Origin of the sequence: Solibacillus palustris, from assembly GCF_022549215.1 — a bacterium.
Taxonomy (GTDB): Bacteria; Bacillota; Bacilli; order Bacillales_A; family Planococcaceae; genus Solibacillus; species Solibacillus daqui.
This window is the reverse complement of record NZ_JAKZFC010000006.1, coordinates 224,560-237,249: the sequence shown is the minus strand read 5'-3', so window position 1 is coordinate 237,249 and position 12,690 is coordinate 224,560. Positions and strand designations below refer to the sequence as shown.

The window sequence follows — 12,690 nt, the reverse complement described above, 5'->3', positions numbered from 1 at the left end:
CGATGTCGTTTTAGCGACTTCTCTAATTTAACATTTCTATCTTTCACTGTCAATCACTTTTTAAAAAAGTTTTTCGAGCAGTTTCAAAAGCGAATTTTGTTGTTTTTTCGAGTACGTCTTAGCGACATTTAATATAATACAATACTTTTACTCAATTCGTCAATACTTTTTAAAAAGTTTTTTTCAGAGCGTATTAGACGCTCTGAAAACTATCATTATAATCCATATTCTCTTTCAACAAACTGTGGGTCAACGTAATAATTACGATGGAAGATTGCCTCATTTTTCGCAATTACTTCTTCAACCATAATTAACCCTCGTTCAATTAAATATTCAACAAACACTTCTAAATCCGTTGAGTAGTAGCTTAACTCTGGCTGATCATGTAGCTCTTGAATTGTCCAAGATGGCTGAGTTAGCATCATTTCTAAAATATGCTGTGCACCATCATTCGTTCTTGAATTAATTAAAAATTCACCTGCTAAAAATAGCAGCTCTAAACGTTTTTCTAAGCTTTCATTACTCAAAATTAACTCTTCATATAATTTATAAATAGCTGGATCGTTGCGTTTTACTTGTGCCCATACCGTCACTTCTGGGTAATGACCGCTATCAATAATAGAAAGTCTGCCTAAATGATGCAATAATGCTACAACATGATTATAAGCATCTAAATAATGACCATCTTCAAATAGCTCTTCCCCCTCTTGATAACGGCGAATTAGTTTAGCAAATTGAATACCTGTTTTTAACTTACGCCCAAAAAACGGGAACTCTTGCATCTCTGAACGAAGCTTGAACAAAAACTCATTGCGATCAAACATAATTTTACCATGAAATAGCCAGTCTACTAAACGACGGTTCGAACCAATGAAAATCCATTTACGTAAACGTTCTTCTGTAATAATATGCATCACCATTTTTGCATCACCGTATGAATAATGCTTAGAATAAATTGGTGTATCACTTTCTTTTACTATTATAAGAAGAACAGCATCGAATGTATCGGTCATATTTTCAGCGCCTTCACGCTTATTAATCAAAATGACCCCCAAAGTATCAGGCTGACTCGCACGCTCTTGATAAATCGGTCTTAAAATATGTTCCATATCAAATCCCCCTATAAATTGCGCTACTTCGAAATTGTTTATTAGTTATTGTAAATGCTCTAAGGCAAATTAACTAGTCCATTGCGTCTTATTTTTGTTAATTCAATGAATACCAATATTAAAAAAACATCCATTATGACTTTTGAACTTATTTATTATTGAGTTCGACGTTAATAATTCAAATCCTTTTTTATAATGGTACTCAATAAAAAACGGTGCATCAATGGATTATCCAAATTTTTTCACATCTACAAATTTTAATCCAATATATGTTATAGTATATTTTAGATTAGGAGGCACACGAAATGAAAAAATATAATAGTAAAATTAATAAAATCCGTTCCTTTGCATTATCTCTTGTTTTCATAGGCTTCGTTGTTATGTATGGTGCGATTTTCTTTAAAAACAATCCAATTTTAGTATTAATCTTCATCTCGCTTGGGCTTATTTGTATTATTGGTAGTACGGTTGTTTATCTTTGGATTGGTTTACTATCCACCAAAGCTGTACAAGTTGTGTGTCCTGGATGTGGTAAGTGGACAAAGGTCTTAGGACGCGTTGATATTTGCATGTACTGCAATGAAACGTTGACACTTGACCCTACATTAGAAGGTAAGGAATTCGATCAAGCATACAATAAAAGATAACGACTAAAGTGCATTCCATTTGATGAATGCACTTTTTCCTCACCAAAAAACCCTAGTAACTAACTTAGCTGCTAGGGTTCTGCGTATATTATTCAACTTTCTTTGCACCTGCTGTAAGACAGTCAGGACATGTACCATATACCTCTAAGCGATGCGAATTAACTTCAAAACCTGTTACTTGTGAAGCAAACTGCTCAACTTCATTTAAACCAGGATAGTGAAAATCGACAATTTTACCACAGCATTCACAAATCATATGATAGTGATCACCTGTTACAAAATCAAAACGGCTTGCTGCATCCCCATAGGTAAGTTCTTTCACTAAGCCAACTTCACGGAAAACACGTAGGTTGTTATATACTGTCGCTACGCTCATATTTGGAAACTTATCACATAGCGCTTTGTAAATATCATCAGCTGTAGGGTGAATCATACTTTGAATTAAATATTCTAAAATCGCATGACGCTGAGGAGTAATTCGTACACCAGTAGTCTTTAACGTGTCTAGCGCATCTTTTAAATGCATTTCAGACATCGTCATGCACCTCTTTTCATACATATTATTAATTTATAATTGTTATAAATAGTGTAGCGAATTTATCAACAGCTTGTCAACAATTGCTTACTCCAATCAGAGTAAAAGTCTATTTTTGATTTAACTAATTGAAAACGACAATCGCAAAGCTTTATTTTTCGCAGTAGTCATTCTCAATTAGTAGCCTCGTAAAATAACCATTTTGTTTTCTAAATCACGGTCACCAGCTAACCACTTATGTAAACTTGGCTTAAAAATATCTAAGCTACGTTCTACATAGCGTGAAGAATGGCTTGAAAAGTGTGGTGATAATGTAACATTTTCCATCTCCCATAGTGGACTTTCTGCAGGTAACGGTTCGATTTCATAAACATCTAGTACCGCATGGGCAATCAATTTCTCCGTTAGCACCTCAACAAGCGTATCTGTTTTCACTAAATCCCCACGACCGAAATTCATGAACAGCGCTGAATCCTTCATTATTTCAAAATGCTCACGTGTCAATAAATGTTTGGTTTCTGCTGTAGATGGGAGCATTGAAATAACGATATCCGCTTTTGGTAGTTGATCCTTTAATACATCTAGTTTATGCGTCTCATTCATGAATGATGCTTGCTCGCCCGAACGGTTACAGCCAATCGTATAGACATCAAACGCTTGTAAAATACGCCCTATTTCGCTACCAATAGCACCCGGTCCGATAATAAGTGCAGTACTCCCATTCAACTCCGATAAACGCGCTTTTTTGTTCCATTCGTGCTTTTTCTGTTGCTCATAAACGAATGGCAATGCACGTTTGTATGCCAAAATATGCGCTAGGATCGACTCGGTCATTGGTTTTTTATGTATACCGCGCACATTTGATACGAAAATATCCCTCGATGCAATCGCCTCGGCTGGCATTTTTTCAATTCCTGCTGATGCAATAAATATCCATTGTAGTTTGTCGGCATATTGTAAATGCTCGGCCTTTAAATCTTCACCATAAGTAACCAAAATTTCTGCCGCTCTTAGCTTTTCTGTATCTAGCTTCGAGTCGAATACAAAATCCACTTGCGGAAATTCTGTGATAAGTGGTTTTCTTAAATCTTCGCGCGGTTCAAATGTAAAATAAACGTTTACCATAATGACTCCCCTTTGTATGCACAATTAATTTATGCCTGTTTTTAAATAGTTTAACACATCTTCAATATGGTTTTTGACACGTACTTTGCGCCATTCCTTTTCAACAATTCCTTGTTTGTTAATTAAAAATGTCGAACGCTCAATCCCCATATATTCCTTGCCGAAATTTTTCTTCAATGTCCACACACCATACGCTTCTGCTACTTTATGGTCATGGTCTACTAACAATGAAAACGGCAGTCCATGCTTTTCGATAAATCTCGTGTGCTTCGCGGCATTATCCAAGCTCACCCCTAAAATAATCGCATTCAAATCCGAAAAATCCTCATAGCGATCACGGAAATCGCAAGCCTGTGTTGTACAGCCCGGCGTTAAATCTTTCGGGTAAAAGTATAAGATTACGTTTTTACCTTGATAATCTTGTAAGCTTACCTGCTCTCCATTTTCATTTTGTAATGTAAAGTTTGGTGCTTGTAAATTTTCTAACGTCATATGCAATTCCCTCCAAATTTTCTTCTATCGTACAAAACAATGCCCGTTGTTTCAAATTCTTTGGCGTAGAACACTATTACATACTACAATAGAAGAGAATCTTTTAATGTAACCATATTTGGAGGAATAAATAATGAATCATACAAAATCTGAACAACTGCACGAAGAAGCACTACAACATATTGTTGGTGGTGTAAATAGCCCATCACGCTCTTATAAAGCGGTAGGCGGTGGCGCTCCTGTCGTTATGGCACGTGGTAAAGGTGCTTACTTCTGGGACGTAGATGGTAACCGCTATATTGACTATTTAGCAGCATACGGCCCAATCGTAACGGGTCATGGTCACCCACATATTGCAAAAGCAATTGCACACGCGGCTGAAACTGGTGTATTATTCGGTACACCAACGGAGCATGAAATTACATTTGCCAAAATGTTAAAAGAAGCAATTCCTACATTGGATAAAGTACGCTTCAATAACTCTGGTACTGAAGCAGTAATGACTTGTGTACGTGTAGCACGTGCCTTTACGGGTCGCACAAAAATCATGAAATTCGCTGGATGCTATCACGGCCACTTTGACCAAGTATTAGTAGCGGCTGGTTCTGGTCCTGCAACGCTTGGCACACCTGACTCTGCAGGTGTACCTACTTCAGTAGCAACTGAAGTTATAACGGTGCCATTTAACAATGTGGAAGCATTTGACGAAGCCGTAACGGTTTGGGGTGATCAATTAGCTGGAATTTTAATCGAGCCAATCGTTGGAAACTTCGGTATTGTTGAGCCAAATCCTGGTTTCTTAGAGCACGTACATGCAGTAGCAAAAGAAAAAGGCTTCTTAACAATTCATGATGAGGTCATTACAGCATTCCGTTTCCACTACGGTGCCGCACATACAATGCTAGGTTTAACACCAGACTTAGTAGCCATGGGGAAAGTAATCGGTGGCGGTTTACCAATCGGTGCTTATGGTGGTCGCAAAGAAGTTATGGACACGGTTGCGCCACTTGGACCAGCTTACCAAGCAGGTACAATGGCTGGTAACCCTGCAAGTATGCAAGCTGGGATTGCCTGTCTTGAAGTGTTAAAACAACCTGGCATTTACGATGAAATGGATCGATTAGGTGCTTTATTAGAGCAAGGTATATTAGCATCTGCGAAAAAGCATGGTGTGACGATTACTTTAAACCGCCTAAAAGGTGCATTTGCTGTTTACTTCACAGACGAAAAAGTAGAAAACTACGAACAAGCTGAAAATACAGACGGTGAAACATTTGGTCGCTTCTTTAAATTATTGGTTTCTCAAGGTATTAACTTAGCCCCTTCTAAATACGAGGCTTGGTTCTTAACGACAGAACATACCGAAGCAGACGTAGAAGAAACATTAAAAGCCGTTGATTATGCGTTTTCTAAATTATAATCTAATATCAATTAGACTCCGGTGTAATTGATTCCAGATTACCTGGGTTGCCCCCCGCTGAATGAATGACTTTCTTGGGCACTTTCCCCCATTTTTAGAAATGGAGGACTTGTTTAGAAGCAAAATAAGTACTTTTAAAATTGCTAAAAGCCGCTATAATGGGATTACCATTTATAGTGGCTTTATTGCATAATTGAGGAGAGGGGGGAAACTTTTATGAAACTAGGCGCACGTGTATTAAAAACCGGTGTGGCCATTGTTTTTGCGCTATTTCTAGCTGAGCTTTTAAACGTGCCGTCACCTGTATTCGCAGGCATTGCCGCTGTTTTTGCCATTCAACCTTCCATTTACCGTTCTTATCTTACTATTATTGAACAAGTACAGGCGAACTTAATTGGCGCAACGGTTGCTGTTATTTTCGGTTTAATATTTGGCCATCATATTGTTGCAGTCGGGATTGCCGCCATTATCGTACTTGGTATTATGATGAAATTAAAGCTTGAAAAATCCATTTCGCTTGCGCTTGTAACAGTAATTGCCATTATGGAAGTGCCAGGTGATGACTTTTTAACATTCGGGTTTATTCGATTTGGTACAGTCATGCTTGGAGTATTTGCAGCATTTATCGTGAACTTAGTATTTTTACCACCGAAATATGAAATCAAATTATTCAAAAAAATCAACGTGGTGCAAGATGATATTATTCGTTGGACTCGTCTTGCAGTACGTCAGGCAAGTGAGCATACTTCGACAAAAATAACGATTACAAAATTGCAATCTCGTTTAAATGAACTGGATACGATGTACGATTTTTTCAAAGAGGAACGTAGCTATTTTAAAAATATAAAATATGTAAAAGCGCGTAAACTTGTTATATATCGTCAAATGTTAATCACAACTAAGAAAAGCCTAGAGCTCCTTATGCGCCTGCATAAGCATGAAAACGAGCTTGGTAATTTACCAGTACAATTTCAAATTATTATTCAAGAACGTTTGGACTTTCTGTTAACGTACCACGAACAGCTGCTGTTAAAATACACGGGTAAACTAAGACCCGAGCATTCAAAGTGGACTCGTCACGAGGAGTATTTACAGGGCAGCGAATTAATGGAGCAGTTCATTAAGCAAATTGTAACTGCTCAAGAAGAAGCAACAGATGATGAGCAATTTTCAAGCTATCACTTACTGTATATTTTATCGCGGATTTTAGATTACGAGGAAAACTTAGAACATTTAGATACGTTAATTGTTTCGTATCGTAGCTATCATAGTGAAGAGAAAAATTTAGATTTAGAATCTGATTTCTATTAAAGGAGATAGGGGTGTGCCGAATGTCTAATTGACTTCTAGCACACCCCTTCTTCGTCATATTTTTTAAAGCGCTCTTCTGCGGGGGCGTTAGTAAAGAACAAATGCTAATAACAGAACGTCCTGGGACAACGCATTCATGAACAGCTTCGTGCTAGCCTCCATCCTCGGCGCAAAGGAAAAGTCCGAGACGATACACCTTTTAGGACAATTTGTTCCCCATGTATTATTATCCGCTTAAGGCGGTGCTTCTGCGGTGGTCGCAATATGAACGAATGCTAAAACCGTCACATCGTGTGACAACGCATTCATGACCAGCATCGTGCTGGCCTCCATCCTCGGCGCAAAGGAAAAGTCCGAGAAGTACTTCTCGGACTTTTCCTTGCCTTCTAACTTTTCATTTTTGGATCGAGCGCATCACGTAGTCCGTCACCCATTAAGTTAAAGCCAATTACTGTTAACATAATCGATAAACCTGGGAAAATCATTGCCCACGGCGCATTTAATAAAAACATTCGCGCATCTGCCAGCATTTTACCCCATTCCGGTTGGGGGGGCTCTGCTCCAAGTCCTAAAAATCCAAGTGCAGCCGCTTCGATAATTGCTGTGGCAATCGCTAAAGTTCCTTGTACAATTACTGGTGTCATTGAATTCGGTAAAATATGCTTCCATAAAATACGCGAATTTTTCATGCCTATTGCTCTCGCCGCATGAATATACTCCTCTTCTTTAATACTCAGCACACGTGAACGAATGAGGCGACCAAAGCTCGGAATATTGATAATGGCAATCGCAATAAGGGCATTTTGCAACGAGGGCCCCAAAATAGATACAACTGCAATCGCTAATAATATGCTTGGGAATGCCAACATAATATCAAAAATTCTTGAAATGATTGTATCAATCCAACGCCCATAATAACCTGCAATAATTCCCAAAAAGCTCCCCGCACCAGCCGAAATCAGCACAGCTGCTAAACCAACCGTTAATGAAATTCGAGCACCATGTATAATACGCGAAAAAATATCACGCCCTAACTCATCTGTACCAAACCAAAACTCTGCAGATGGAGGCTGCAAACGAAGACTTAAGTTTTGATCATTAATGCCTTGTGGTGCAAAAAACGGTCCTAAAATTGCAATTAGCACAAAGAACAGTACAATTGCACTTCCTACTAACGCCGATTTACTCTTTTTAAAGCTTAACCATGCTTCACGCCAAGGGCCAATTACTTTTTCTTGTTGCTCAATAGCTTGTAGCTGTTTTGAAACAATTTCAGTCATATGTTGCGCCTCCTTCCTAGTTGTATTTAATTCGCGAATCAATCACGGTATAAAGAATATCCACTATTAAATTAATCATGACGAACAAAAAGGCGACAATTAAAATGCCCGATTGAATAACTGGATAATCACGGAACCCAATCGCCTCATAAATATAACGTCCAATACCTGGCCAACTAAAAATCGTTTCTGTTAATATCGCACCACCTAACAGCAGACCGGTTTGTAAACCAACAACCGTCAGCACTGGGATCAATGCATTTTTCAATGCGTGCTTATAGATAACGATAAACATTTTTTGTCCTTTTGCACGTGCTGTACGTACAAAATCAGAACGCATGACTTCAAGCATCGAAGCACGTGTCATACGCGCAATAATCGCCGTCGGAATCGTCGCAAGTGCAATGCCCGGTAATAATAAATGCTTTAACACAACGATAAATTGATCAAAGCGACCTTGCAACAACGTATCTATTAAGTAAAAATGCGTAATCGCCGTAATTGGATCCCGTACATTTTCCCGTCCGGATGTTGGCAACCACCCTAAATTAATACTAAAAATCCATTGTTCCATTAAACCTAACCAAAAAATCGGCATTGAAACGCCAATTAACGCAATCACCATTGCTAAATAATCGAACCACGAATTCTGAAACCAAGCAGAAATAATTCCTGCATTTACACCTAAAATAACTGCAATTATAATCGCAAAAAATGCTAACTCAAATGTAGCAGCTAAATACGGCCACACTTCCGAAATAATAGGCTGACGTGTACGTAACGATTCGCCTAAATCTCCCGTAAATACCCCTTTTAAATAATCGAAGTACTGCACATACCAAGCATTGTCTAACCCTAGCTTTTGGCGAAGTGCTGCAATTGCTTCAGCAGTTGCTTGCTGCCCTAAAATTACTTGTGCTGGGTCTCCTGGAATTGCACGAATAATTAAGAACACAATAAAGGTCATCCCTAATAATACAGGAATTAAATGTAGTAGACGTTTGCCAGTGTAGTGAAGCATATTCTTCACCCCTTTTGTTGGAATCGTAAGTACTGTTATTAATTGTGTAAAAAGAGAAAAGGAGAGGCAAGTTACCTCCCCTTCACGTTTGACTATTCGATTGACACGTTATCTAATTTATCAGAGCCAGTTGGGTGAGGTAAGAAGCCTTTCACACCTGCTTTTGCTGCTAATAATGGTGTTGAGTGCGCTAGAGGTACCCATGGCGCATCTTCATGAATAATTGTTTGTGCTTGCTTGTATAAATCATTTCGTACATTTTCATCTGTTTCTGATTGTGCCTTGATTAATAAATCATGCACTTCATCATTTGAGTAGTACGCATAGTTGTTTGAACCAATATTATCTTTATCTAATAATGTGTAGATAAAGTTATCCGCATCCCCGTTATCACCTGTCCAACCAAGCATGAACGCATCTGCTTCACCGTTTTTCGCTTTTTCTAAATATGTTGCCCATTCAAAAGTAACGATTTTAGATTTGATGCCTACATCTTCTAAATTCTTTTGAATAACTTCAGCAACTTTCGCTCCGTCTGGCATGTATGGACGTGGAACTGGCATTGCCCATAACTCGATTTCCTTACCATCATAGCCTGCTTCCGCTAATAATGATTTTGCCTTTTCAGGATCGTACGGATACGGCTCGATTGCTTCGTTATACCCGCTAATTGATGATGGCATTGGGTTTGCTGCTACTTGTGCACGTCCTTCGAAGAACGCATCTACAATCGCTTGCTTATTAATTGCATAGTTTACTGCTTGACGCACTAATTTGTTGTCAAATGGCGGGCGTGTATTTGTTAAACCTAAATAACCAATGTTCATTGAAGGACGTTCGATTAATTGTAAATCTGCATTGCCTTCTACTGACTTACCATCAGATGGATTAATACCATCCGCTAAATCGATATCCCCTGCAGTTAATGCGTTTAAGCGAGCTGAGTTATCCGGAATTGAACGGAAAATAACTTTATCTAATTTCGGTAAACCTTCTTGCCAGTAGTCTGCATTTTTTTCGATTGTAATCGAGTCATTACGTTTCCACTCTGTAAATTTAAATGGACCTGTACCTACTGGATTGTCACCGAATTTGTCACCCGATGCTTCAAACGCTGTTGGAGAAGCGATACCAAATGGGCTCATTGCTAAGTTTTTTAGGAACGGTGCCTGTGGGCGAGATAGTGTGAAAACAACTGTATGATCGCCTTCTGCTTTTACGTCTTTGATAATATCTGCACCTTCTGCTTTAAACATTGAGTTGAAGTAGTAAAAGTCTTCTTCCGTTCCAGCTTTCCAACGGTTAATGTTCTTAACTACCGCTTCAGCATTGAAGTCTGTTCCGTCATGGAATTTAACACCCTCCTGTAATTGGAATGTATATGTTAAACCATCGTCCGAAACTTTCCACTCTTTTGCTAAACCAGGGTGGATTGTTGTGTCTTTCTCACCAAAGTTTAGTAATGTTTCAAATAAATTTTGTGTAACTTTAAATGATTCACCGTCTGTTACAATTGCCGGATCTAGTGATACTGAATCGGCACCGCGACCGAATACTAACACTTGAGGTGTTGAAGATGTCGAGTTATCAGTAGTGTTACTATCAGTTGATGGCGTACTAGAATCTGAATTTGAATCCGTTGACGTCGAATCTGAATCACTTGTGTTACAAGCTGCTAAAAACACTGTCATCGTTAAAAGCAAAATGAACGCAAGGATATACTTTTTCCCTTTCATCAATAAAATGACCCCCTATATATGCTTGTTAGTTTATATCATTGCTACGCGTCATATAAATGACAGGCAACAGAATGACCTGGCTTTACTTGCTGCAATTTAGGTACAACTGTTTTACAATGCTCCATCGCTTTTGGGCAGCGAGTATGGAATGTACAACCAGAAGGCGGATTGGATGGGCTTGGTATATCCCCTTTTAAAATCAATTGCTCTCGCTCATATTGTGGATCTGGAATCGGAACAGCCGATAACAGCGCTTGTGAATAGGGATGCAGCGGTTCGTTGTATAAGGATTCACTTTCCGCAAGCTCTACCATTTTCCCTAGATACATCACACCAACGCGGTCACTAATATGGCGCACTACCCCTAAATCATGGGCAATGAATATATACGTTAGCTGTAAATCATCTTGTAATTTTTGCATTAAATTTAATACTTGCGCTTGAATCGATACATCTAATGCTGATACCGGTTCATCAGCAATAATGAGCTTAGGATTAGTCATGAGTGCACGTGCAATGCCAATACGCTGACGCTGCCCACCACTAAATTGATGTGGATAACGTTTTGCATGGTAGGCGCTCAATCCAACAATCTCCAAATACTCATGGACTTTCTTTTTGCGTTCTTGTGCATTACCGATTCCATGCACGATAAGCGGTTCTTCTAATATTTTTTCAATTGTATGCCTCGGATTGAGTGAAGCATATGGATCTTGAAACACCATTTGTATATCTCGACGTGCTTTACGCATCGCCTCCTTGTTTAACGCCGTCAGTTCAACATCGTCAAATGTAATTGAACCAGCAGTTGGCTCATGCAGTCGCATAATGGCACGACCTGTCGTCGATTTACCACATCCAGACTCACCAACAATCCCCAATGTTTCACCTTCAAATAATTCAAATGACACATCATCGACTGCCTTTACATCACCAATATGACGTGCAAACATTCCATGACGAATCGGGAAATATTTTTTTAAGTTTTCAACTTTCAGCAGCACTTTCGCCATGCAATACGCCCCCTTTTTCGTCTAATAAAAAACATCTCGCCTTATGATAATCGGATGTTTCGTAGAGAATCGGATTTTCTTGCTCGCAACGATCAAAAGCGTATTCACAACGTGCCGCAAATCTGCATCCATTTGCAATCGAACCTGGCTTCGGCACATTTCCAGGAATTGAGTAAAGTGAATCTTTTTTATGGCGCATATCTGGTACAGACTGAATTAGGCCTTTTGTATATGGATGCTGCGGATTTTTGAAAATTTCATTAACTGGGGCTTCCTCAACAATTTGCCCTGCATACATAACAATAACGCGCTCACAAGTTTCTGCCACAACACCTAAGTCATGTGTAATTAGAAGTACCGCCGTATTTAAACGTTCATTTAAATCGCGCATTAGCTTTAATATTTGCGCTTGAATCGTCACATCCAGAGCCGTAGTAGGTTCATCGGCAATCAGTACCTTTGGATTACAGACAAGCGCCATCGCAATCATCACGCGCTGACGCATCCCGCCTGATAATTGGTGTGGGTATTCTTTAATTAATTGTTCTGCACGAGGTAATCCCACAAGCTTCATCATTTCAATTGCTCGAGCTGTCGCCTGCTTTTTCGACCATTTTGAATTATGTAATAAAATGGCCTCCACAAGTTGATTGCCAATCGTAAATAAAGGATTCAATGACGTCATTGGCTCTTGGAAAATCATTGCGATATCATTGCCTCGAATTTTACGCATCTGCCTATCTGTGTACTTTGAAATCTCCTGCCCATTCAATAAAATCTCACCATTTGTAATTTTTCCTGGTGGACTTGGAACGAGCCCCATAATCGATAACGACGTAACACTTTTACCGCAACCTGATTCGCCTACAATTGCAAGTACCTCACCCTCATGAATAGAAAAGCTAATAAAATCCACTGCCGCTACATTGCCGCTATCAGTAAAAAAGGTTGTTTCAAGCTCTCTCACTTCCAATATGGCCTTCCGATTCATATGACCA

12 protein-coding genes are annotated in these 12,690 nt (G+C 39.0%); 3 read left to right on the top strand and 9 right to left on the bottom strand.

Annotated features, from left to right (window positions below; translation table 11 throughout):
- Window positions 1-215: 215 nt before the first annotated feature.
- The gene (locus tag LZ480_RS15435) at window positions 216-1,109 is read right to left on the bottom strand and encodes a nucleotidyltransferase-like protein (RefSeq protein ID WP_241370436.1); all 894 of its coding nucleotides are present in this window, start codon (window positions 1,107-1,109) and stop codon (window positions 216-218) included.
- A 305-nt stretch (window positions 1,110-1,414) separates the two neighbouring features.
- On the opposite strand from LZ480_RS15435, the gene LZ480_RS15430 reads away from it, so the two are divergent.
- On the top strand, window positions 1,415-1,756 hold the full coding sequence (locus tag LZ480_RS15430) for a YgzB family protein (RefSeq protein ID WP_241370435.1): 342 nt from the start codon (window positions 1,415-1,417) through the stop codon (window positions 1,754-1,756).
- A gap of 88 nt (window positions 1,757-1,844) precedes the next feature.
- On the opposite strand, the gene perR is transcribed toward LZ480_RS15430, so the two are convergent.
- From perR to bcp, 3 genes are all read right to left on the bottom strand, one after another.
- The gene (gene perR / locus LZ480_RS15425; protein WP_241370434.1) at window positions 1,845-2,291 is read right to left on the bottom strand and encodes a peroxide-responsive transcriptional repressor PerR; all 447 of its coding nucleotides are present in this window, start codon (window positions 2,289-2,291) and stop codon (window positions 1,845-1,847) included.
- Between the two features lie 177 nt (window positions 2,292-2,468).
- The gene (locus LZ480_RS15420) at window positions 2,469-3,416 is read right to left on the bottom strand and encodes a D-2-hydroxyacid dehydrogenase (protein ID WP_241370433.1); all 948 of its coding nucleotides are present in this window, start codon (window positions 3,414-3,416) and stop codon (window positions 2,469-2,471) included.
- Window positions 3,417-3,440: 24 nt separating this feature from the next.
- A complete protein-coding gene (bcp, locus tag LZ480_RS15415; RefSeq protein WP_241370432.1) occupies window positions 3,441-3,908 on the bottom strand; it encodes a thioredoxin-dependent thiol peroxidase in 468 nt (155 codons plus the stop codon).
- 133 nt (window positions 3,909-4,041) lie between these two features.
- Between bcp and LZ480_RS15410 the strand changes: the two genes are divergently transcribed.
- Both LZ480_RS15410 and LZ480_RS15405 read left to right on the top strand, forming a co-directional pair.
- A complete protein-coding gene (locus LZ480_RS15410) occupies window positions 4,042-5,328 on the top strand; it encodes a glutamate-1-semialdehyde 2,1-aminomutase (RefSeq protein WP_241370431.1) in 1,287 nt (428 codons plus the stop codon).
- 216 nt (window positions 5,329-5,544) lie between these two features.
- Window positions 5,545-6,639 (top strand): FUSC family protein, encoded by a 1,095-nt coding sequence (locus LZ480_RS15405; RefSeq protein WP_241370430.1) that lies wholly within the window; start codon window positions 5,545-5,547, stop codon window positions 6,637-6,639.
- Between the two features lie 386 nt (window positions 6,640-7,025).
- Here LZ480_RS15405 and nikC read toward each other — a convergent pair whose 3' ends face one another.
- The 5 genes from nikC to LZ480_RS15380 form a co-directional block, all read right to left on the bottom strand.
- Window positions 7,026-7,919, bottom strand: a complete 894-nt coding sequence (nikC, locus tag LZ480_RS15400; RefSeq protein ID WP_241370429.1) for a nickel transporter permease — start codon at window positions 7,917-7,919, stop codon at window positions 7,026-7,028.
- 16 nt (window positions 7,920-7,935) lie between these two features.
- Window positions 7,936-8,940 (bottom strand): ABC transporter permease, encoded by a 1,005-nt coding sequence (locus tag LZ480_RS15395; RefSeq protein ID WP_241370428.1) that lies wholly within the window; start codon window positions 8,938-8,940, stop codon window positions 7,936-7,938.
- 92 nt (window positions 8,941-9,032) lie between these two features.
- The gene (locus tag LZ480_RS15390; RefSeq protein ID WP_241370444.1) at window positions 9,033-10,676 is read right to left on the bottom strand and encodes an ABC transporter substrate-binding protein; all 1,644 of its coding nucleotides are present in this window, start codon (window positions 10,674-10,676) and stop codon (window positions 9,033-9,035) included.
- A gap of 44 nt (window positions 10,677-10,720) precedes the next feature.
- Window positions 10,721-11,692: an ABC transporter ATP-binding protein gene (locus LZ480_RS15385; RefSeq protein WP_241370427.1), complete on the bottom strand. Its 972-nt coding sequence runs from the start codon at window positions 11,690-11,692 to the stop codon at window positions 10,721-10,723.
- Entirely contained in the window at window positions 11,667-12,683 is a 1,017-nt protein-coding gene (locus LZ480_RS15380; RefSeq protein WP_241370426.1) for an ABC transporter ATP-binding protein, read from the bottom strand. The genes LZ480_RS15385 and LZ480_RS15380 overlap by 26 nt, the downstream gene beginning before the upstream one ends.
- Window positions 12,684-12,690 lie beyond the last annotated feature (7 nt).